The following is a 21412-nucleotide window of genomic DNA, read 5'->3' on the forward strand; positions in this document are numbered from 1 at the left end:
CTTGGTTCTCCTGCCTCAGGCCTGGCCGGCGGCCGGCGCCGAGGCATTGTGGGAAGCATGCGGCTGGGGCGACTGCAGTGACGGCAGCACCTCGTCCGGACCCTTGCGGATCGCCTTGAGCATCAGCTTGATCTCGACCACGATCAGCGCGGTGTAGATGGCAGTGAAGCCGGCCAGGGTCAGCACGATTTCATGCAGGGCCAGCCCCGATGCTGCATAGAAGGTCGGCAGCACGCCATCGACCGCCCACGGCTGGCGACCATACTCGGCCACGAACCAGCCGCACTCGATCGCGATCCACGGTGCCGGCAGCGTCCACAGGGCCAGCTTGAGGAACCAGCGCTTGTCCTGGAAATTGTTGCGGCAGGAGTAGTAGAAGGCCAGGGCGAAGAAAGCGATGAGGTAGAAGCCGAGGCCGGCCATCACGCGGAAGGTCCAGAACAACGGCATCACGCGCGGCACCGTGTCCATCGCCGCCTGCGAGATTTCCTGCGGGGTGGCGTTGAGGATGTCATCACGATAGCGCTTGAGCAGCAGGCCGTGGCCCAGGTCCTGCCAGTGACGGTCGAACATCTCGCGCGCTTCAACGTCGTTCTTGTTGGCGCGCAGGCGTTCCAATGCACCGTAGGCCAGCTGGCCGCCACGCACGCGGTGTTCGGCGCGCTCGACCAGTTCCAGGATGCCGGGAATCGGCTGGTTCAACGAGCGGGTGGCGATCAGGCCCATCAGGTAGGGGATCTTCACCGCGTAGTCGTTCTGGTGGGTCTCCTGGTTCGGGATGCCGAAGGCGGTGAAGTCGGCCGGCGCACGCTCGGTCTCCCACATCGCTTCGATCGCGGCCAGCTTCATCTTCTGGTGTTCGCTGGCGGCGTAACCGCTCTCGTCACCCAGCACGACCACCGACAGCGATGACAGCAGGCCGAACGCCGCGGCCACCGCAAACGAACGACGGGCCAGGTCCTTGTGCTTGTTGCGCAGCAGGAACAGCGCGCTGATCGCCATCACGAACACCGCACCGGTCACGTAGCCGGCGCTGACGGTGTGCACGAACTTGGCCTGCGCCACCGGGTTGAACACCACTGCCATGAAGTCGACCACTTCCATGCGCATGGTTTCCGGGTTGAACACCGCACCGGTCGGGTTCTGCATCCAGCCATTGGCCACCAGGATCCAGATCGCCGACAGGTTGGTCCCCAGCGCCATCAGCCAGGTCACCATCAGGTGCTTGACCTTGCTCAGGCGGTTCCAGCCGAAGAAGAACAGGCCGACGAAGGTCGCTTCCAGGAAGAACGCCATCAGGCCTTCGATGGCCAGTGGCGCACCGAAGATGTCACCCACGTAGTGGCTGTAGTAGGACCAGTTCATGCCGAACTGGAATTCCATGACGATGCCGGTGGCAACGCCCATGGCGAAGTTGATGCCGAACAGGACGCCCCAGAACAGGGTCATCCTGCGCCAGATCTCCTTGCCGGTCATCACATACACGCTCTCCATGATGGCCACCATGAAGGACAGGCCGAGGGTGAGCGGTACGAATAGGAAGTGGTACATCGCGGTCAGCGCGAATTGCAGCCGCGACAGTTCTACGACTGTCTGATCAATCATGGCCTGGCTACCTCGTTGGATAGTGCCGTTGCAGGTGGCGGGAAGGGTGGTCTACGACGTGAATGATGTGACCGACTACTTCAAACAGCCTTGATCCAGATCAATGTATGAACAGGTGCCCCGGTTGATCGTATGCCAACCTGATGAAGACTGCGACCGCCGGCCGCAGGGGCGGGCTATTGCCTGCGCCTACAATGCCGTGTCTCCCCCGTTGCCCGTGAAGACCTCTTGAGCGCTGCCGAAACGACCCCTGACGGCCTGTCCCCGGAAGCTGAAACCGCCCGCCAGCGGCGTGTGCGCACGGCCTGGCTGGCCGACCTGGCACGCTCCGCCCGGGGCCGCCAGCGCCTGGCCGCGCTGTGCATCAGCCTGTCCGGCGCACTGTTGATCGGCCAGGCTGCCGCCATCGCCTGGCTGGTGCAGCAGGTGCTGGTGGAGCGCGTGCCGCTGGCCTCTGGCCTGCCGGTGCTGGCGGGATTGGCGGTGATCCTGGTGCTGCGCACCCTGCTGGGCAGCGCCACCCAGGCCGCCGCCGGTGACGTGGCCGACGCCGCACGCCTGGCATTGCGCGAACGCGTGTTCGCACGCCTGCTGGGCCACGGCCCACTGTGGCTGCGGCAGCGCCGCACCGGCGAACTGGGCGAACTGATGCTGCATCACGGTGATGCGATCGAGAGCTATTACAGCGGCTTCCTGCCGGTGCGCACTGAAGTGGTGGTGGTGCCGCTGCTGATCCTGGCCGCTGTCGCCTGGGTCGACTGGGTGGTGGCGCTGATCCTGCTGTTCACTGCGCCGCTGGTGCCATTTTTCATGATGCTGGTGGGCTGGGGCGCCGAAGCGGCCGGCCGTGCGCAGCTGGGTGAGCTGGCACGCATGAGCGGCCATTTCGCCGACCGGATCAAGGGCCTGGGCCTGCTACGCCTGTATGGCCGCGGTGACGCCGAGCTGGAGGGTATCGAGGCCGCCGCTGAAGGCGTGCGCGTGCGCACGCTGAAGGTGCTGCGGATTGCCTTCCTGTCGTCCACGGTGCTGGAATTCTTCGCCTCGGTGAGCGTGGCGATGGTGGCGCTGTACCTGGGCCTGAGCTATCTGGGCATGATGTCGCTGCATGCAGCGGTGCCGACGCTGGGTGCGGGGCTGTTCTGCCTGCTGCTGGCACCGGAATTCTATGCGCCGCTGCGACGGCTGGCCGCGCACTACCATGATCGCGCCAATGCACTGGCCGCCGCCGCCGAAGTGGAGCGCCTGCTGCAGTCGCTGCCCGATGAGCAGGGCCTGATCGAGAACGAGGTTGCACCGCTGGCGGTGGAGCCGGCCGAGGCCGCCTTGCCGCCGCTGCAGGCACAAGGGCTGGTGCTGCGTCCGCTGGGCGCGCCGCAGGATGTGCTGCAGGATCTGGACCTGCGGCTGGAGCCGGGCCAGCGCCTGGCCCTGGTTGGTCCCAGCGGCTCCGGTAAAAGCACCCTGCTGGAAGCGCTGGCCGGCTGGCTGCCGCCGCGCGCCGGCAAGCTGCAGCTGCGGCCTGGCGTGCAGGTGGCTTATGCCAGCCAGCGTCCGTACCTGTTCCACGGCAGCATCGCCGACAACCTGCGCCTGGCTGATCCCGGTGCCAGCGATGCGCGGCTACGCGCGGTGGCCGAGGCCGCGCAGGTGCTGCAGTTCGCACAGCGCCTGCCACTGGGCCTGGACACGGTGATCGGCGAACGTGGCTTCGGCCTCTCCGGCGGCGAAGCCCGTCGTATCGGCCTTGCCCGGTTGTTGCTGCGCGACCCGCAGGTCCTGCTGCTGGACGAACCCACCGCGTTTCTCGACGCCGATACCGAGGCCGCACTGCTGCGCAGCCTGGCTGCCTATGCGCGGGGCCGCAGTGTGGTGGTCGCCACCCACAGCCCGGCGGTGATCGCCTGGGCCGACCGCTGCCTGCTGCTGCCGGAAGGGCGCCTGGTCGAACCGGCACAGGCGGTGCGCGCATGAGCCGTTCGCCTGATTCGCTGCGCGCGGTGTTCCTGCGCCATCGGCCGCGCCTGCTGCTGACCGTGCTGCTGCTGTGGACCACCATGCTGGCCGGCACCGCCTTGCTTGGCCTGTCCGGTGGCTTCCTCACCGCCGCCGCGTTGGCTGGCGCGGCCGGCCTCGGCCAAGGCTTCAACTTCTTCTCACCGTCCGCGGGTATACGCGGGCTGACGATGGCGCGCATCGTGTCGCGCTATTTCGAGAAGCTGGTCGGCCACGACGCCACGCTGCGCATCGCCCGCGACCTGCGCGTGTGGTTCTTCCGCCGCGCGTTGCCGCTGGCACCCGTACGGTTGGGGGCTACGCGCACCGGCGACCTTCTGGCGCGCCTGCTCGGCGACATCGGTGAAGTGGACGGCCTGCTGGTGCGTGCGATCGGGCCGCTGGTGGCGTTGGGCGGATTGTCGCTGGTCGCGATCGTTTCGGCAGCACTGATCCTGCGGTCGGCTGCGGTGCTGCTGGCGGTGCTGGCGCTGCTGATCGCCTTCGGCGTGCCGTGGCTGGGCGTGCGTGGCCATGACGACGAAGAGGCCGACCGTGCCGCGCATCGTGCCGCATTGCGTACCGCTGCATTCGAAGGGCTGGAAGGTGCGGGTGACCTGGCCGCGCTGCACGCCGATGCGGCCTGGCAGCTGAAGGTACGCGTAGCTGCCAAGCAGCTGGCCTCGCGGGATCGCCGCCGCCGCTGGCGCCTGATCGCGGCCTCGACCCTGCACGGCCTGGTGGCGGGGCTGGGCCTGGTGGCGATGCTGGCGTTGGCCCTGCACGCGGCCGAGCAGCAGCGCATCGCACCGGAAATGGCCGCAGGTTTGGTGTTCCTCACCGTGGCGTTGATCGAGCTGTGGGCCGGCATGGGCCTGGCCTGGCAGTCGCTGCAGTCCGGGCGCATTGCCGCCGATCGCCTGCAGGCGATCGTCGAGCAACCGCCGACGGTGGACGATCCCCAGGCGCCACAGGTGGTGCCGCCGGCTGCGCGCGTGCATTGGGATGACGTGCATTTCCAGTGGCCAGGCGGCGCGCGGCCGGTGTTGTCCGGCCTGCAGCTGACCCTGGCGCCAGGCGAACGCATCGCGATTCGCGGCGACAGCGGCAGCGGCAAGACCACGCTGTCGAGCCTGCTGCTGCGGTTGTGGGATCCGCAGCAGGGACGGCTGACCTACGGTGGCCGCGACCTGCGTGATTTCGCCCAGGCCGACTGGCACCGGCAACTGGCGTGGCTGCCGCAGAACGCGCCGGTGTTCGCCGGCAGCGTGGCCGAGAACCTGCGATTGGGTGATCCCGATGCCAGCGACGCCGCCTTGTGGGCGGTGCTGCGCCGCGTGCGCCTGGGCGAATGGGCCGAGCGCAACGGCGGCCTGCAGGCCTGGGTCGGCGAGAACGGTGCGACGATGTCGGCGGGCCAGGCACGACGCCTGGCGCTGGCGCGCGCGCTGCTGCGCAATGCGCCGATCCTGCTGCTCGACGAACCCACCGAAGGGCTGGACGTGGATACCGCACGTGCGCTGTTGCAGGACCTTTCCGGATTGCTGGACGGGCGCAGCCTGCTGATGATCACCCACGACGACCTGCCCGAAGGCGTGGTCGATGCGCAGTACCGGTTGCGCGACGGGACTCTGGTCCGCGAAGCGTGAACCGGTAGTGCCGGCCGCTGGCCGGCAACCTCATGGCGCCTGATACGGACACGGAATTGCCGGCCAGCGGCCGGCACCACCGATTGCGAGGGTTACCGCGAGAACTCGCGCAGCATCACCGCGATCGAGGCCACGTTGGCCAGCACGCACAGCCAGAACACCCACTGGAATGCGGCCTTGCGGTGCTTGTGGCGGAACAGCGCCTGGCCCAGCAGCGCGCCGGGCCAGCCTCCGGCGAAGGCCAGCAGCTGCAGGGTGCGCTCGGGAATGCGCCATCGCTTTCGCTGCGCCGCGCGCTTGTCATGGCCATAGAGGCCGAACGACACCGCACTGGCCAGCAGGCACCAGCCACCCAGCCACAGCGGCAGCACACCGCTGATCATCAAGGCGGTCAGCGCGCCGAAGGCGGCCAGCGCGAGGTTACGCCGCCACGCCACTTACAGCGCGTCGAGGAAGCCGCGCACGGCCGGGCCGAAACGCTCGAAATCGACGAGGAAGGCATCATGGCCCTGTGGCGATTCCAGGCCGATGAAGCGCGCATCGGCACCGCCGGCACGCAGGCCGTCGGCGACCTGTTGCTGCTGCTGCACCGGGAACAGGATGTCGGTGTTGGCGCCGATCGCCAGTGCCTTCTCCACCCGGATCTTCGCCAGCCCGGCCAGCACGTCGCCGTCGGCGTACTCGGCCATGTCGAACCAGTCCATCGAACGGCTGAGGTACAGATAGCAGTTGGGGTCGAAGAAACGCACGAAGCGCCGTGCGTGGCCTTCCAGGTAGCTTTCCACCTGGAATTCGAGGCCGAACGGATCGTCGTCGGTCTGGTCCGAATCCAGCCGCACGCGGCCAAAGCGGCCATCCCATTCCAGTGCCGAACGGTAGGTGATCACGCCCAGCTTGCGCGCCATGCGCATGCCGGACTCGGGATACGCGTCGTCGTCGTAGTGGCCACCATTCCAGCGTGGATCAAGGCGGATCGCTTCGCGCTGCAGCGAGCGGATCGCGATGGAGAACGGCAGCGCCTGCGCGCTGCCGGAAATGTTGACGTGGCTGCGCGCAATGCCCGGGTGCAGCATCAGCACGGCCAACGCGGTCATGCCGCCCATCGAATTGCCGACCACGCAGGCAAGCTGTTCGATGCCCAGGGCGCGCACGACTTCGATCGCGGCGCGCGCGCCGTCTTCGATCGACAGCTCGGGGAAGTCGAGACGATACGGTTGGCTGGTGGCCGGGTTGAGCGAGGCCGGACCGGTCGAGCCCTTGCAGCTGCCCAGCGAGTTCACGCAGACCACGAACCAGCGGTCGGTATCGATCGCCTTGCCGGGTCCGACCATGCCTTCCCACCAGCCCGCTGCCGGGTTGGCGTCGTTGGCTGCCGCGTGTGCATCCGGCGAGAGGCCGGTCACGATCAGGATCGCGTTGCTGGCGTCGGCCGCCAGTGTTCCCCAGGTCTCATAGGCCACGCGCGCGCCGTGCAGGGCGCCGCCGCGCTTGAACGGGAAGGGCGAGGGCAGGGCGTGGAAGCGGGTGCCGGGCGGGATGAATTCGGTCATGCAGGCATTCTAGCGGGGCCGCATGTGGAGCTGGCGACACGCTGGTTTCCATCGGCGATGCAGGTAGTGCCGGCCGCTGGCCGGCAACCTCGCAGGCGCATCACGATTCATGAGCTTGCCGGCCAGCGGCCGGCACTACCGCGGCGCGTTACGGGAAGCGCAGCTCCACAACACCGTCGTGGGGCAGGCTCACCTTCACCGGTACGCTCTGCAGGTCATCTTCGCTGCGGTTGGCGCTGCCGGTGCGCGAGATGCGTGCCAGCACTTCCACTTCGCGATGGGCCGACAGCGGTGCGGTTGGCATCGGGCTTTCAGCGTCACCCAGCCCGACCGTGGCCGGGAATCCTGCCAAGGGCAGCTTGCGTGCGGCCACCGGCATCGGCGGTCCACCCACGGCGCGGGCCAGCACGAATACCTGGGTGCTGGCCGGCCACTCGGTGCCCTTCAACGCAGGCAACTGCACGCGCACCTGCAACAGCGCCGGTGGCGCCGCAACGGCTGCATCGGACGGCTGACCGGCGGCTTCACGGGCGATGGCGATCTGCGCCTGCAGCGCCTGCGCGGCGCCGGGCTCAAGCCGTGGCAGCAGGCCGCTCCACACATCTGCGGCCTCGGCATTCTTTCCGCGCTGGCGCAGGGCGATCCCCAGCAGCCAGCTGGCACGCTCGGCATCGGGTGCCAGCGCACGCGCCTGCTGCAGCCAGGCCATCGCCGTGTCATCGAACTGCTTGCCGGCATCGGCCTGCGCACGTGCCTGCGCCGCTTCCACCAGCACGCCGGGGTCTTCCGGGGCGAGAGTGGCGGCCCGCGCGAACGCGTCCGCCGCGGCAGCGGCGTTGCCCAGTTCGGCTTGCGACCGGCCAAGCAGCGCCCAGCCATCGGCCCGCTGTGGGTCACGCTTCAGTGCATCCTGCAGGGCCTGCACGCCATCGCGCAGGGTGGCTACCGAAGGCGTCGGTTGCACCTGTGCGGCACGTGGATCACCGACCAGCAGGTACAGGCAGGCACCGGCCACGCCCAGTGCGAATACGCCGACCACGAAACCGCGGCGGCCAGAGTGGCGCAGCGGCCACAGCACCAGCGCTGCCATCAACGCAGCAACCAGACCGGCCAGCATCGGCAGCCAATGGCTCACCATCCGTCTCCTTCATCGGCCTTGCCGGCCGCTGCGGCGCCAACCGTACGGCCACGGCGGCGGACGATGCCCAGCACCACCAGAGCACCCGCACCGAGCATCAGCAGGGGACCGCCCCACAGCAGCCAGGTGCCCGGCTGCAACGGTGGCTGATAGAGCACGAACTCACCGTAGCGGGCGACCAGGAACTGCTTGATCTGCGCGTCGTCGTGGCCCTGCTGCATCAGCTGCAGCACCTCGCGGCGCAGGTCCTGCGCGATCTGCGCGTTGGAATCGGCCAGCGACTGGTTCTGGCACTGCACGCAGCGGAGCTGCGCGGCCAGGTCGTGGAAGCGGCGTTCTTCGGCGCCATCGCGGAACTGCAGCGGCTGCGGATCATGCAGCGGCTGCTGTGCCAGCGCGGCCAGCGGCAGCATCAGGAGCAGCAGCGCCAGCAGCCAGCGCATGGGCTCAGGGCGCCGTGTGCAACGTGCTGCCGGCATTGCCCTGGGCCTTCTCGATCTTCTCCAGCGCCGGGATCAGCTTCTCGTCGACCACGCGCTGGGTCATCGCACCGCTGTACTTCCAGCGCACGATGCCGCTGCCGTCGACAAGGAAGGTTTCCGGTGCGGCGGTCACGCCCCAGTCGATCGCGGTGCGGCCTTCCACGTCGCTGAGCACGACCATGAACGGGTTGCCCAGCTGTTCCAGCCAATGCAGGGCATCGGTCGGTTCATCCTTCCAGTTGTAGCCGATCACGCGCACGCGCTTGCTCTCGGCGAAACGGGTCAGCACCGGGTGTTCCTCGCGGCAGGCCGCGCACCAGCTGCCCCACACGTTCAACAGGTACGGCGCGCCACGCAGTTCGTCGCTGTGCACGATCATTTCCGGGTCGTGCAGCACCGGCAGCGCGAACGCTGGCGCCGGCTTGTCGATCAGCGCCGATGGCAGCACGTCGCGCTGCGGATCACCCGATTTCATAACCCCGTAGATCATCAGCCCGAGCAGGCCGAAGAAAAACAGCACGCCGATCACGATGGCTACCGGCGGCAGCGGGCGGGAGGGGCGCGGGGCGGGGGACTCGGACATGGAAACTCCTACGGACGACGGAAACGGCGGTCGGCGGCGGCGATGAATCCGCCCAGGGCCATCAACAGCGCGCCCAGCCAGATCCAGCGCACGAACGGCTTGATGTGCACCCGTACCGCCCATGCATTGTTGCCCAGCGGCTCGCCCAATGCCACGTAGACATCGCCGTCGAAGCGTGCATCGATGCCGGCCTCGGTCATCACCTGGCCGCCGCTGGCGTACTGGCGCTTCTCCGGGTGCAGCAGGGCCAGTTCGCGGCCGTCGCGGAACACCCGCAGGTGACCGCGGTCGGCGATGAAATTGGGGCCTTCGCGATGGTCCACGCCCTCGAAGCGCACTTCGTAGCGACCGACCACCAGCTGCTGGCCCGGGGCCAGCGCCACTTCGCGCTGCACGTTCAAGGCTTCCACCAGCAGCGCGCCGGCCAGGAACACGGCGATGCCGGCGTGGGCAACGATCATGCCGAGCATTTCGGCGGTGAAGCGGCCGTTGCCGCGCAGTCGCTGCCAGACGAAGCGTGCGGTACCGAGTGCGACCCAGGCCGCAGCGGCCACGCCGATGCCGGCCTTCCAGCCGTTCTGCGGCGCCTGCCACCAGGCCAGCGCGCCCAGCAGCAGCGCCAGGCCCAGCCACGGTGCCAGCAGCGCGAAGGCGCGCGAGGGCTGGTCACGCTGCCATTTCACCAGTGGGCCGAACGGCAGCAGCAGGATCATTGGCGCCATCAGCAGCAGGAACAGGCTGCCGAAGTAGGGCGGGCCGACCGAGATCTTGCCCAGCGACAGCGCATCGGCCAGCAACGGATACAGCGTGCCGAGCAGCACCATCGCGCAGGCCGTGGCCAGCAGCAGGTTGTTGGCCAGCAGCAGGGTCTCGCGCGAGATGGCGGTGAAGCCACGGCGCGGGTCGTCGGCGTCCACGCTCAGCTGGCTGGCGCGCAGCGCGTACAGCAGCAGGCTGCCGCCGACCAGCACCGACAGGAACACCAGGATGAACAGGCCGCGCGAGGGATCGGCAGCGAACGAATGCACGCTGGTCAGCACACCGGAGCGCACCAGGAAGGTGCCCAGCAGCGACAGCGCGAAGCCCGCGATCGCCAGCAGCAGGGTCCAACTGCCGAAGGTGCCGCGCTTTTCAGTGACGGCCTGCGAATGGATCAGTGCCGCGCCGACCAGCCAGGGCATGAAGCTGGCGTTCTCCACCGGGTCCCAGAACCACCAGCCGCCCCAGCCCAGCTCGTAGTAGGCCCACCAGCTGCCCAGCGCGATGCCCAGGGTCAGGAAGCCCCAGGCGACGTTGGTCCAGGGCCGCGTCCAGCGCAGCCAGCGCGCATCCACGCGACCTTCCACCAGCGCCGCCACCGCGAATGCGAACGGAACGGCGAAACCCACGTAACCGATGTACAGCATCGGTGGATGGATGATCAGCCCCGGGTCCTGCAGCAGTGGGTTGAGATCGCGCCCTTCCAGCGGCGCCGGATTCAGGCGCAGGAACGGGTTGGAAGTGAAGATCAGGAAGGCGAGGAAGCCGACGCTGACGATGCCCATCACCGCCAGTACACGCGCCTGCACCGGTGCCGGCAGGTGCCGGGAGAACAGCGCCACCGCGCCGGTCCACAATGCCAGCACCAGCGCCCACATCAGCAGTGAGCCTTCGTGCGCGCCCCAGACCGCCGAATAGCGGTAGATCATCGGCAGCAGCGAATTGGAGTTCTCGGCCACGTAGCGCACTGAGAAATCCTGCTGCACGAATGCGGCGGTCAGCACCGCGAACGCGCCGGCGAGCAGCAGCAGCTGCGCGAACGCGGCTGGCCGTGCGACCGCCATCCATGCCGTGTTGTTGCGATGTGCGCCGACCAGCGGCAGGCCGGCCTGCAGCAGCGAGGCCAGCAATGCGCACATCAGCAGGATCTGACCCAGTTCGGGCAGCACTCAGCGCACCTCGGGGGCCGTCACCGGCACATCGTGCTTGCGGTGGGCATCGCCCATCTTGTCGGCCACTTCCTTCGGCACGTACTTCTCATCGTGCTTGGCCAGCACTTCGTCGGCGACGAAGGTGCCGCCCTGCAGGCGGCCGCTGGCGACCACCGCCGTGCCTTCGGCGAACATGTCCGGCAGGATCCGCGAGGTGGTCACTGCCAGCTGCGCGTCGCCGTCGGTCACTTCGAAACGTGCTTCCAGCGAGCCGACCGGCCGATTGAAAGAGCCCTTCACCACCATGCCGCCCAAGCGGAAGCGCGACTGCGCATCGACATCACCGCGCAGCACTTCCGAAGGCGTGTACAGGTAGGCAATGTTGCGCTCCAGTGCCATCGCCACCAGCGCAGTGGCCAGGCCGGAGGCGAGCAGGGCCAGCAGCACCCATGCCAAGCGGCGACGCTGTACCGGGGTCATCGTTCCAGCTCCGTCGACAGCGGCACAGCTGCGTCCTGCCTGCCGGCGCGGGTCTGCTGACGCTGCTGGCGGGCCAGTGCCAGCCGGCGTGCCACGCGCAGGCGCAGCCACGAACCGATGGCGTCGGCGCCGAGCACCAGCACGAACACGGCGTAGGCGCCGATCACATAGGGAAGGTGGGTCATGGCTGGGCCTCCCGGACCGGGCGTTCGGCACCGACGCGTCCACCGACCCAGGCCTTGCCGGCCTCGCGGTCGAGATTGTCGGCGCGCGCCTTGGCCAGCACCGAACCGGCGAACCAGAACTTGGTGCCGATCACCATCCACCACAGCGGCGCGATCATCGCGCTGCTGATCGCCGATTCACCGAACACGTTGATCGACTGGCGCTGATGCAGGCCGCCCCACCAGTCCACCGAATAGCGGATCACCGGCAGCAGGCTGACGCCGACGATGGCCAGCAGTCCCGCCGCACGTGCGGCGCTGCGGCGGTCCTCGATGGCGTGGTAGAGGCCGATCACGCCCAGGTACAGGAACAGCAGCACCAGCTCGCTGGTCATGCGCGGGTCCCAGTCCCACCAGGTGCCCCAGGTGCCCTTGCCCCAGATGCTGCCGGTCAGCAGGGTGATCAGGGTGAAACCGGCGCCCATCGGCGCGCAGGCCATGGCCAGGATCTCGCAGACCTTGATCCGCCAGATCAGCGCGATGGCGGCATACAGCGCCATCAGCGCGAATACGAACAGGCTCATCCAGGCACTGGGCACGTGGATGTAAAGGATGCGGAAGCTGTCCAGCTGCTTGGCTTCCGGCGGCACCACCAGCAGCGCCTGCCACATGCCGACCAGCAGCACCGGCACAGCCGCGAGGTAGAGCACCCGCGACCAGCGGGCAGCGAAACGGTCGAACGTGGGAGGCGAACCGAGTTGGTGGAACCAGCGGACAATCGGATTCATGCGTGGCGGCTATCCAGCAGGGGTGGATTGGCTCTCAGCTCGGTCAACTCAGAGAAATACGTATTGCAGCGGCAGTGGCCAGCGGAGCCAGCACCAGCGCGAGCAGCAGGCCAGCGCCCAGCATCAGCAGCGCACCGACCGGATCCTGCCCGCGTCCGGCTGCCGCCAGGCTGCCGGCGCCGAACACAAGCACCGGCACGTACAGCGGCAGCGACAGCAGCGCCACGAGAATACCAGAGCGTCGGATGCCAACGGTCAGTGCGGCGACCACGCCACCGATCAGGCTCAGCAACGGCGTTCCCAGCAGCAACGATGCCAGCAACATCGGCAGCTGGTCATGCGGCAGATGCAGCATTTCGGCCAACAGCGGGCTGACCACGATCAGCGGCAGCGCAGTGGTCGCCCAGTGCAGGAGCACGCGCACCAGCACCAGCCAGGCCAGCGGCACCGGCGCCAGCAGCCACTGTTCCAGCGAGCCATCTTCGGCGTCGGAACGGAACAGTGAATCCAGCGACAGCTGTCCCGCCAGCAGCACGGCCAGCCACAGCACCGCGCCCGCGGTGGCGGCCAGCAGCTGTGGTTCGCGGCCTTGGGCCAGCGCGAACAGCACCACTACCAGCACCGCGAACAGCAGGGGTTGCAGCGCATCGCCGCGGCGGCGCCAGAGCAGGCGCAGGTCGCGCTTGAGCAGGGCGCCTGCGGTCTGCCACAGGCCTGGTTCGGTACCCGGCGCGATCATGCGGCACCGCCGAGGTCGAGCTGGCGGGTACGCACCGGCGGTGCGGCATAGGCGCCATGGGTGGTGACCAGCGCAGCGCCGCCGGCACGCAGGTGCGCCGAGATCATCCGGTTGACCAGGGTGATGCCCTCCAGGTCGAGGTTGGCATAGGGCTCGTCCAGCAGCCACAGCGGCGCCGGCGACAGCCAGATGCGTGCCAGTGCCAGCCGCCGCTTCTGCCCGGCGGACAGATGCCGAACGAGGGTGTCCTCATAACCGGCCAGGCCCACGATGGCCAGCGCGTTGCCGGGCATCTGCCGCGCACGCCGTCCATGCAGGCCGCACAGGAAGTGCAGGTTCTCCAGCGTGTCTAGGTCTGGCTTCAGGGCCGGCAGATGGCTGAGGTAGGCCACGTAGCGTGCACGTTCGGCATTGCTCGCCGGCTTGCCGTCGATCCGCACCTGGCCGGCGCCGGGCCGGGCCAGGCCGGCCAGCACGCGCAGCAGGGTGGTCTTGCCGGCGCCATTGCCACCCTGCACCAGCAGGGCTTCGCCGGCGTCCACATGGAAGTCCAGCGGGCCGAACACCGGCTCGTCATTGCGGGAGAAGCTCAGGCCGCTGGCGGCCAGCAATGCAGGGGTGTTCAAGGGGCAGGGGTCTTCATGCCGGAGTGCGATGGCAATTGTAGCGGTGAATGCCGATGGTAGTGCCGGCCGCTGGCCGGCAGATGCGACCCGGCGTCGCAGATCGTCCCAGGGGTGCCGGCCAGCGGCCGGCACTACCGACGCGCGGATTGCGTAAACTCGCAGGCCTGTTCCCCCACAGCCCAGGCCGATGCAACCGAACACCAAGCTGCCCAAGGTCGGTACCACGATCTTCACCGTGATGTCCCAGCTCGCCGCCGAACACGGCGCAGTCAACCTGGGCCAGGGTTTCCCGGACTTTTCGGCGCCGCAGCGCCTGATCGACGAGACCGCCAGGGCGATGGCCGCCGGGCTGAACCAGTACCCGCCGATGACCGGCGTGGCGCCGCTGCGCCAGGCCATCGCGCAGAAGGCGCTGGACTGCTACGGCGCGCAGGTCGATGCGGACAGCGAGATCACCGTCACCAGTGGCGGTACCGAGGCCATCTTCAACGCCATCCACGCCGTGGTGCGTGCCGGCGAGGAAGTGATCGTGCTCGACCCGGCGTATGACTGCTATGAACCGGCGATCGACCTGGCCGGTGCCAAGGCCGTGCATGTGTCGCTGGATCCGCAGACCTTCGCGGTCGACTGGGACCGCGTGCGTGCGGCGATCACCCCGCGCACCCGCATGCTGATCGTCAACACCCCGCACAACCCGTCCGGCGCGATGCTGTCGGCGCAGGACATGCAGGCACTGGCCGAGCTGCTGCGTGGCACGCAGATCTACCTGATCTCAGATGAGGTGTACGAACACATCATCTACGACGGCCGCCGCCATGAATCGGCGCTGCGCTACCCGGAACTGCGCGAGCGCGCGTTCGTCATCTCCAGCTTCGGCAAGACCTATCACTGCACCGGCTGGAAGATCGGCTATGCGATCGCACCGCCGGCACTGACCGCCGAGTTCCGCAAGGTGCACCAGTACAACACCTTCACCAGCTTCGGCCCGGCGCAGTACGGCTTCGCCGCGATGATCCGCGACGAACCCGAACACCACCTGGAGCTGGGCGCGTTCTACCAGGCCAAGCGCGACCGTTTCCGCGAGCAGCTGGCCGGCACCCGCCTGAAGGCGCTGCCGGTCCCCGGCGGCTACTTCCAGCTGGTCGACTACTCGGCCATCAGCGACCTGCCGGACCATGAGTTCGTGAAGTGGCTGACCATCGAGAAGGGCGTGACCGCGATCCCGCTGTCGCCGTTCTACGAAAACCCGCCGGCCGGCCAGCGCCTGGTGCGCCTGTGCTTTGCCAAGAACGAAGCAACGATGGACGCGGCGATCGAACGCCTGCGCCTGCTCTGAGCGGAGGCGTGAACATGCAGGACCTGCGCATTTCCCTCGTCCAGGGCGACACCCGCTGGCACGATCCGGCCGGCAACCGCGCCTACTACGGCGCGCTGCTGGCACCGCTGGCCGGCACTACCGACCTGGTGATCCTGCCGGAGACCTTCACCAGTGGTTTCTCCAACGACGCCATTGCCCAGGCCGAAGGCATGGACGGCCCGACCGTGGCCTGGGTGCGCGAACAGGCCAGGACCTTGAACGCGGCGGTGATCGGCAGCGTGCAGCTGCGCGACGGCGAGGGCGTCTACAACCGCCTGCTGTTCGCCACGCCCGATGGCGACCTGCAGTACTACGACAAGCGCCACCTGTTCCGTTACGGCGGCGAGCACGAGCGCTATGCCGCCGGTCGCGACCGCCTGAGCGTGGAATGGAAGGGCTGGCGGATCAATCCGCAGGTCTGTTACGACCTGCGTTTCCCGGTGTTCTGCCGCAACCGCTACAACGTGGAGCGTCCGCAGCAGCTGGATTTCGACCTGCAGATCTTCGTCGCCAACTGGCCGTCGGCACGCGCCTATGCGTGGAAGACCCTGCTGCGTGCACGTGCGATTGAAAACCTGTGCTTCGTGGCGGCGGTGAACCGCGTCGGCGTCGATGGCAACCAGCTGCACTACGCAGGCGACAGCGCGGTGCTGGATTTCCTCGGCCAGCCGCAGGTGGAGATCCGCGAACGCGAACAGGTGGTCACCACCACCATCTCGGCCGAGTCGCTGGCCGCACACCGCGCGCGTTTCCCGGCGATGCTCGATGCCGATGCCTTCCACCTGGACGAACAGGCCTGAGCACCGGCCTGAACACTGCTGCACCAGCGCGTGCGCCTGCATCCAACGTGCACGCGCGCGCTGCTAGATTCGCCGGCAGTCCGACCGAACTGGAAGTCCTGCCATGAACAAGCCCTTCGCCCTGCTGCTTGCCCTGTCTGCCGCATCGCTGGCCCCGGCCGCGCACGCCGCTGGCAACCTCGACTGCGAGCTGCGCTACAACCTCTCTGGCTGGTCGCTGATCTACAAGACTGCATCCGGCAATGGCACGCTCACCTGCAGCAATGGCGCCAGCATGCCGGTGCGCATCCAGATGAAGGGCGGCGGCCTGACCGTGGGCAAGTCGAAGATCACCAACGGACGTGGCAGCTTCACCGGCGCAGTCAGCGTCAACGAGCTGCTGGGTACTTACGCCTCGGTGGGCGCGCATGCCGGTGCGGTGAAGTCCAGCAACGCGCAGGTGATGACCAAGGGCGACATCTCGCTGGCCCTGTCCGGTACCGGCAAGGGCTGGGATCTGGGCGTGGACGGCACCGCGTTCACCCTCAGCCGGCGCTGAGGCGCGACGGCGCGGCAGTTCCCCAGCTGATGCGGATGTAGTGCTGTTCGGAATCGCTCAACAACCGTTCGACACCGAAACCATTCTTCAGCAGCTGTGCGACCACGTCTTCGACGAGCTGCTCGCTGGCCATCACCTGGCTGAAGCCGAACACGATGTAGCGGCGGCCATTTTCCGAGCCGATCTGGATGGCGTTGTCGAGGTCGCGGTAGAACAGTTCGATCGGGCGCTTGGCGGCATCGACGTTGGCGCGGGCCTGTTCGGCGGTGATGGTGATCATGAGCATCTGCCTTGTGTGGGAGCGCGCGCACGATAGCCGGGGAATCAAAGCCGTTCCCGGAAGGCCAGCACAGTGCGCTGCTTTTGCAGCAATTCCTAGGCTGCAGCGGGACGCCGCCGTTGCAGCCACAGGGCCAGCAGGCCACACGCGATAACGGTCGGTGCCAGCATCTGCACTGCACCGACCAGCGCCATTGCCGCACCGATCAACAGGTAGTAGAGCAGGCCGAACAGCGCGCCTGCGCTGCCGAGACAGTGTGGATAGCCGCGCAGGGCCTGGCCGAGCACATTGGGAATGGCAAGGCCGAAGCCCGTCACCACCGGCACCATCGCCGCGATCAGGGCAGGGTGATCATGCAGCAGCGCGGCCAGCAGGCCTCCCGTCAGGACCAGTCCTGCGGCGATGCGGATGCGCGTGGTTGCGGCAACGCCTGCACGCAGCAGGCGGCCATTGCCCCACGCGCCCAGTGCCGAGCCCAGTGCCAGCACCGCGCCGCTGGCGCCGAACCAGGTGACTGGCCAGTGCAGGCGCGCAAACACGAAGGGGCCGAGCACATACCAGCTGTACATCGCCACGTTGAAGGCCATCACCAGCAACGCGTGTGACCAGATCCAGCGATCGCGCAGCAGTTCCCGCAGCAGCGGCAGCATGGGCACGTGCGGGATCTGTGCAGGGCGGCTTTCGCGCAGGCCCGTCAGGCATGCGACTGCCAGCAGGGCAGCGATCAGCAGCAGGCCGGACTGTACGCCGACATAGCCATGGGCGGCGACCAGCAGCGTGCCCAGTGCAAGGCCGATGGCCGGGCTCAGGGCCAGGGCCATGCCGATCCAGGAGAACGCCTGCGCCAACGCGGGTCCCTGCAGGTGGTCGCGCAGTACGGTCTGGGTTACCACCGAGGCCGCCGCCGCACCCAGTGCGGCCAGTGCCTGTGCCAGCAGGACCTGGCCGAAGGTGCTGGCCAGCAGGCCGCCGCAGGCGGCCAGTGCGAACACGGCCAGGCCGCATAGCAGGGCAGGGCGACGACCGATACGATCGGCCAGGCGCCCCCACAGCAGCACGCCTGCGGCGAAGCCGAACAGGTACAGGCTCATGGCCTGGCTGGCGGCACTCGGCGGCAGGGCGAAGCGTTCGGCCAGATCGGCCAGGGCCGGGCTGTAAAGGGTCTGTGCCAACTGCGGGAACATCAGCAGTGCAATGGCGAGCAACAACAGGCGGCGCGACATGCGGGCGCTCCAGGAACAGGGCCGCGCATTGTGGTCGCGTCCGCAATGGCGCACTCTGTCTATCCTGTCATCGAATGTATGAAATAAGACATGGCCTGGTTGCAGCCGCACGCGCACTTCGACGCCGATGCCTGGAGTGCTCCGGTGCTGGGGATTGCAGCCTCACTGGCGGATCACGACTCGGGTTGGCACCAGCATGCACGCGCGCAGCTGCTGTACACCCGGCAGGGCTGCACGCGCCTGACCTACGGTGATCGCATCAGCCTGCTGCCGCCCGCGCGTGCCGCGTGGATTCCGGGCGGGCTGCGCCATCGCGCGCAGATGCGCCAGGCGGTCGACTACCGTTCGTTGTACTTCGACGCCGCGCTGTCGGCTCAGCTGCCCCGGCAGCCTGCGATCATCGGCGTGGGGCCGCTGCTGCAGGCCTTGCTGGAGCCGATCGCGCAGGCGCCGTTCGACCATGACTGGCAGTCGCCGCGCGCGCACCACCAACTGGCGTTGTGCGTGCTGGAAATCGCTGCTGCACCGGTGGCGCCGATGGACCTGCCTCTGCCTCGTGATCCGCGGATCGCACGGTGCCTCCCGGTGGCCGAACAGCTGCCGCCCGAACTGGGGGAGCTGGCCGCGCGCACGGGCCTGAGCGCGCGTACTGTCGGCCGGTTGATGCAGCGTGATACCGGCATGAGCTACCAGGCCTGGCGCCAGCAATGGCGCCTGATGCGGGCCATGGAGTTGCTGCTGCTGGGCCAACGCGTGGCGCACGTGGCGCAGGACACCGGCTTCTCCGCCGAGAGCCCGTTCATCGCCTTCTTCCGCGGCATGACCGGCACCACACCCGCCGCGTTCCAGCGCCACGCAAAAGGGGACGGAGGGGATTAAGTCGCTCTCGCCCCTTTGACACAGGCCGTGACAAAAACGACTTAATCCCCTCCGTCCCCTTTTCAACGAAAAACCCCGGCCTGCGCCGGGGTTTTTCATTTCAGGCGTGCCGGTGATCAGCCGCCGCGCGGGCCGCTGCGGCGCGGGCCGCCCGGACCGCGGTTGCCGCCGGGGCCACCCGGGCCACGGTTGCCACCCGGACCGCCGGGGCCGCGATTGCCGCCCGGACCACGGTTGCCACCACCCGGCCCGCGACCGCCCGGACGGGCGCCCTGCGCCGGCTTGGGGCTGCCATACGGGTTGAAGCCCGGCGTGGCGTGGTCGGACGGGAAGCTCGGGGCATTGCCCGGATGACCATACGGGTGCTTGTTGCCCTGGCCCTGCGAGCGGTTGCCGGCACCGGCCGGACGACCCTGGCCGCCTGCGCCGCCACGGCCTTCACCGCCGAAACCGCCACGGCCCTGTCCGCCACCGGCGCCCGGACCCTTCGGCTTGCCGTACGGACGGCCCTGGCCGCCTGCGCCCGGACCACGGGCACCCGGGCCGCGCGCGCCCGGACCGGCATTGCGATGGCCGCTCGGGCCCGTGCTCACGCCATCCGGCACGTACCAGGTGCGGAACGCGGCCGGGTTGCCTTCCGGCAGCGAACGGTCATTCTTCTGGGTGCGCTGCTTGAACGGCTTCTGCGACTGCTTGGCTGCTGCTTCACCGCTGACCGTCAGGCCACCCTTGAAACCGCCGCCCTTGCCGCCGCGGCCACGGCCGCGGTCTTCGCGGACGTTGTCGAAGCGACGCAGCTCGCGGCCTTCGTCTGCGGTGTTATGGCCGTTGACGTAGGCATTGCCACGGCCACCTTCGCGCACGCGCACGGTGGTCTTGGCGGCGCGGCGCTGGCCGATCACCGGCTGCAGGGTCAGAGCCGACGGCGCGCCTTCTTCCAGCTTCAGCTGCGCACGCAGGGCTTCAACCTGGGCGGTGCCCAGTTCCACCGAATGGCCACGGGCCAGTTCGCGCGGCAGGCTCACCTTGCCGTAGCGGGTGCGCTTCAGGCGGCTGACCTGGCAGCCCTGCGACTCCCACAGGCGGCGCACTTCGCGGTTGCGGCCTTCCTTCACCACGACGCGGAACCAGTCGTGCGAGTCGGTGCCGCCGATGCGTTCGATCTCGTCGAACTTGGCCGGGCCGTCTTCCAGTGCCACGCCGCGTGCGAGGCGGTCGACGATGGCGTCGGAGACCTTCTCCTCGCCTTCCGGGGCGCGCACGCGCACCACGTACTCGCGCTCGACCTCGAACGACGGGTGCATCATGGCGTTGGCCAGTTCACCGTCGGTGGTGGCCAGCAGCAGGCCGGTGGTGTTGATGTCCAGGCGGCCGATGGCGATCCAGCGCGCGCCCTTCAGCGGCGGCAGCGATTCGAACACGGTCGGGCGGCCTTCGGGGTCTTCGCGGGTGGTCACTTCGCCTTCCGGCTTGTTGTAGACCAGCACGCGCGACGGTTCGGCCAGGGCGGTGGCGACGAAGCCGCGGCCATCCAGCTCGATCTTGTCGCCGCTCTTGACCGACATGCCGGTCTGCGCGACTTCACCGTTGACCTTGACCAGGCCTTCGGCGATGCGCTGTTCCAGCGCGCGGCGCGAACCCAGGCCGGCCTGGGCCAGCACCTTGTGCAGGCGCTCTTCCAGCTTGAACTGTTCGGAGGTGGCTTCGCGCTTGAGCGAGAGCTTGTTACGGGGGGTGTCACTCATCAGTTTTGCTCCGGCCGACGGTTTCGGGGTCGGCCTCTGGTTCGGAATCGGCTTGGTCAACAGCCACGGTCGTCATCGCGACGGCGTTGTCTTCGCGTTCGTTCAGGGGCACCGCGCGCTCGCCCGGCGCGGAATCGGGGTGCCCATCATCAAGGGGCGAAGGTGCTTGCTCATCGGAAGCCGACGCAGACGCTGCGTCGGCGGAATCGGGGGTGTCGCTGCCGGCCAGGCCGGCGTCATCGTTGGCAGCAGCGCCATCGGCGCCAGCCGAAATGTCCGGACCCTCGGCACTGGCGGCGGCCGGTGCGTCGCGGTCCAGGGCCAGCTGGGGTTCCAGCTCGCCCAGGTCCTTCAGTTCCGACAGCGGCGGCAACTCGTCCAGGCGCTTCAGGCCGAAGTAGTCCAGGAAGCCCTTGGTGGTGCCGAACAGGGCAGGCTTGCCGGGCACGTCGCGGTGGCCGACCACGCGGATCCACTCGCGTTCCTCCAGCGCCTGGATGATGTTGCTGCTGACCGCCACGCCGCGCACCTGCTCGATCTCGCCACGAGTGATCGGCTGCCGGTAGGCGATCAGCGCCAGGGTTTCCAGGGTGGCACGGGTATAGCGGGTCTTGCGTTCGGTCCACAGCCGGCTGATCCAGCCATGCACTTCGCCGGTCACCTGGTAGCGGAAGCCGGAGGCGACCTCGACCAGTTCCACGCCACGGCCTTCGCAGGCTTCGCGCAGGCGCTCAAGCGCACGTTCGATGCTGCCCGGCGGTGCCGGCTCCTCTTCCGGGAACAGGTCTTTCAGCTGGGCCAGGGTGAGCGGCTGGCTGGAGGCCAGCAGGGCACCCTCGACAATGCGGTTGATCAGCGTTTGGTCCATCGGCAGTCAGCGC

General features: G+C 68.3%; 22 protein-coding genes. 6 read left to right on the forward strand and 16 right to left on the reverse strand.

Annotation, left to right across the window (positions count from 1 at the left end):
* Positions 1-15: 15 nt before the first annotated feature.
* On the reverse strand, positions 16-1605 hold the full coding sequence (locus AC5P9F_RS10620; RefSeq protein ID WP_005410352.1) for a cytochrome ubiquinol oxidase subunit I: 1590 nt from the start codon (positions 1603-1605) through the stop codon (positions 16-18).
* Between the two features lie 228 nt (positions 1606-1833).
* Here AC5P9F_RS10620 and cydD point away from each other — a divergent pair, with 228 nt between their 5' ends.
* Together cydD and cydC are read left to right on the forward strand one after the other, a co-directional pair.
* Entirely contained in the window at positions 1834-3579 is a 1746-nt protein-coding gene (gene cydD, locus AC5P9F_RS10625) for a thiol reductant ABC exporter subunit CydD (RefSeq protein WP_088430011.1), read from the forward strand.
* Positions 3576-5249: a thiol reductant ABC exporter subunit CydC gene (gene cydC, locus AC5P9F_RS10630; RefSeq protein WP_099497583.1), complete on the forward strand. Its 1674-nt coding sequence runs from the start codon at positions 3576-3578 to the stop codon at positions 5247-5249. The genes cydD and cydC overlap by 4 nt, the downstream gene beginning before the upstream one ends.
* Positions 5250-5341: 92 nt before the next feature.
* Here the strand turns inward: cydC and AC5P9F_RS10635 are convergent, their stop codons facing one another.
* From AC5P9F_RS10635 to ccmA, 11 genes are all read right to left on the reverse strand, one after another.
* Positions 5342-5686 (reverse strand): DUF1294 domain-containing protein, encoded by a 345-nt coding sequence (locus tag AC5P9F_RS10635; RefSeq protein ID WP_053495341.1) that lies wholly within the window; start codon positions 5684-5686, stop codon positions 5342-5344.
* Positions 5687-6799 carry a homoserine O-acetyltransferase MetX gene (metX, locus tag AC5P9F_RS10640; protein ID WP_059034820.1) on the reverse strand — a complete coding sequence of 371 codons (1113 nt, stop codon included), beginning with the start codon at positions 6797-6799 and terminating at the stop codon, positions 5687-5689.
* Between the two features lie 148 nt (positions 6800-6947).
* On the reverse strand, positions 6948-7937 hold the full coding sequence (locus tag AC5P9F_RS10645) for a tetratricopeptide repeat protein (RefSeq protein ID WP_180872242.1): 990 nt from the start codon (positions 7935-7937) through the stop codon (positions 6948-6950).
* Positions 7931-8380: a cytochrome c-type biogenesis protein gene (locus AC5P9F_RS10650; protein ID WP_005413991.1), complete on the reverse strand. Its 450-nt coding sequence runs from the start codon at positions 8378-8380 to the stop codon at positions 7931-7933. Before AC5P9F_RS10650 ends, AC5P9F_RS10645 begins: the two co-directional genes overlap by 7 nt.
* Before the next feature lie 4 nt (positions 8381-8384).
* Complete coding sequence (locus tag AC5P9F_RS10655) at positions 8385-9002, reverse strand: DsbE family thiol:disulfide interchange protein (RefSeq protein WP_005410345.1); 618 nt, start codon at positions 9000-9002, stop codon at positions 8385-8387.
* Between the two features lie 8 nt (positions 9003-9010).
* Positions 9011-10930: a heme lyase CcmF/NrfE family subunit gene (locus AC5P9F_RS10660; protein WP_180872243.1), complete on the reverse strand. Its 1920-nt coding sequence runs from the start codon at positions 10928-10930 to the stop codon at positions 9011-9013.
* Entirely contained in the window at positions 10931-11392 is a 462-nt protein-coding gene (gene ccmE / locus AC5P9F_RS10665; RefSeq protein ID WP_005413989.1) for a cytochrome c maturation protein CcmE, read from the reverse strand.
* On the reverse strand, positions 11389-11577 hold the full coding sequence (ccmD, locus tag AC5P9F_RS10670) for a heme exporter protein CcmD (RefSeq protein WP_005413988.1): 189 nt from the start codon (positions 11575-11577) through the stop codon (positions 11389-11391). The genes ccmE and ccmD overlap by 4 nt, the downstream gene beginning before the upstream one ends.
* Positions 11574-12344: a heme ABC transporter permease CcmC gene (gene ccmC, locus AC5P9F_RS10675; protein WP_024956621.1), complete on the reverse strand. Its 771-nt coding sequence runs from the start codon at positions 12342-12344 to the stop codon at positions 11574-11576. Before ccmC ends, ccmD begins: the two co-directional genes overlap by 4 nt.
* A gap of 43 nt (positions 12345-12387) precedes the next feature.
* Complete coding sequence (gene ccmB, locus AC5P9F_RS10680) at positions 12388-13083, reverse strand: heme exporter protein CcmB (protein WP_005410340.1); 696 nt, start codon at positions 13081-13083, stop codon at positions 12388-12390.
* Positions 13080-13943 carry a heme ABC exporter ATP-binding protein CcmA gene (gene ccmA / locus AC5P9F_RS10685; RefSeq protein WP_414487307.1) on the reverse strand — a complete coding sequence of 288 codons (864 nt, stop codon included), beginning with the start codon at positions 13941-13943 and terminating at the stop codon, positions 13080-13082. The genes ccmB and ccmA overlap by 4 nt, the downstream gene beginning before the upstream one ends.
* Here ccmA and AC5P9F_RS10690 point away from each other — a divergent pair.
* The 3 genes from AC5P9F_RS10690 to AC5P9F_RS10700 all read left to right on the forward strand — a co-directional run bounded on the left by AC5P9F_RS10690 (position 13897) and on the right by AC5P9F_RS10700 (position 16404).
* Positions 13897-15045, forward strand: coding sequence for a pyridoxal phosphate-dependent aminotransferase (locus AC5P9F_RS10690; protein WP_005410338.1), 1149 nt, complete (start codon positions 13897-13899; stop codon positions 15043-15045). The genes ccmA and AC5P9F_RS10690 overlap by 47 nt on opposite strands.
* A 14-nt stretch (positions 15046-15059) precedes the next feature.
* Positions 15060-15866, forward strand: a complete 807-nt coding sequence (locus tag AC5P9F_RS10695) for an amidohydrolase (RefSeq protein WP_033832943.1) — start codon at positions 15060-15062, stop codon at positions 15864-15866.
* Positions 15867-15969: 103 nt separating this feature from the next.
* On the forward strand, positions 15970-16404 hold the full coding sequence (locus AC5P9F_RS10700) for a hypothetical protein (protein WP_024956624.1): 435 nt from the start codon (positions 15970-15972) through the stop codon (positions 16402-16404).
* Here the strand turns inward: AC5P9F_RS10700 and AC5P9F_RS10705 are convergent.
* Positions 16391-16684 carry a hypothetical protein gene (locus tag AC5P9F_RS10705; RefSeq protein WP_005413984.1) on the reverse strand — a complete coding sequence of 98 codons (294 nt, stop codon included), beginning with the start codon at positions 16682-16684 and terminating at the stop codon, positions 16391-16393. The genes AC5P9F_RS10700 and AC5P9F_RS10705 overlap by 14 nt on opposite strands.
* Positions 16685-16779: 95 nt before the next feature.
* The gene (locus tag AC5P9F_RS10710; RefSeq protein ID WP_049459786.1) at positions 16780-17907 is read right to left on the reverse strand and encodes an MFS transporter; all 1128 of its coding nucleotides are present in this window, start codon (positions 17905-17907) and stop codon (positions 16780-16782) included.
* Positions 17908-17997: 90 nt separating this feature from the next.
* Between AC5P9F_RS10710 and AC5P9F_RS10715 the strand changes: the two genes are divergently transcribed.
* Positions 17998-18786 (forward strand): AraC family transcriptional regulator, encoded by a 789-nt coding sequence (locus tag AC5P9F_RS10715; RefSeq protein ID WP_024956626.1) that lies wholly within the window; start codon positions 17998-18000, stop codon positions 18784-18786.
* Positions 18787-18902: 116 nt separating this feature from the next.
* Here the strand turns inward: AC5P9F_RS10715 and AC5P9F_RS10720 are convergent, their stop codons facing one another.
* Both AC5P9F_RS10720 and scpB read right to left on the reverse strand, forming a co-directional pair.
* The gene (locus AC5P9F_RS10720) at positions 18903-20531 is read right to left on the reverse strand and encodes a pseudouridine synthase (RefSeq protein ID WP_005413982.1); all 1629 of its coding nucleotides are present in this window, start codon (positions 20529-20531) and stop codon (positions 18903-18905) included.
* The gene (gene scpB, locus AC5P9F_RS10725; RefSeq protein WP_005410331.1) at positions 20524-21399 is read right to left on the reverse strand and encodes an SMC-Scp complex subunit ScpB; all 876 of its coding nucleotides are present in this window, start codon (positions 21397-21399) and stop codon (positions 20524-20526) included. Before scpB ends, AC5P9F_RS10720 begins: the two co-directional genes overlap by 8 nt.
* Positions 21400-21412: the final 13 nt, after the last annotated feature.

The sequence above is a fragment of the Stenotrophomonas sp. YJH_SMC_4 genome (assembly GCF_059371575.1).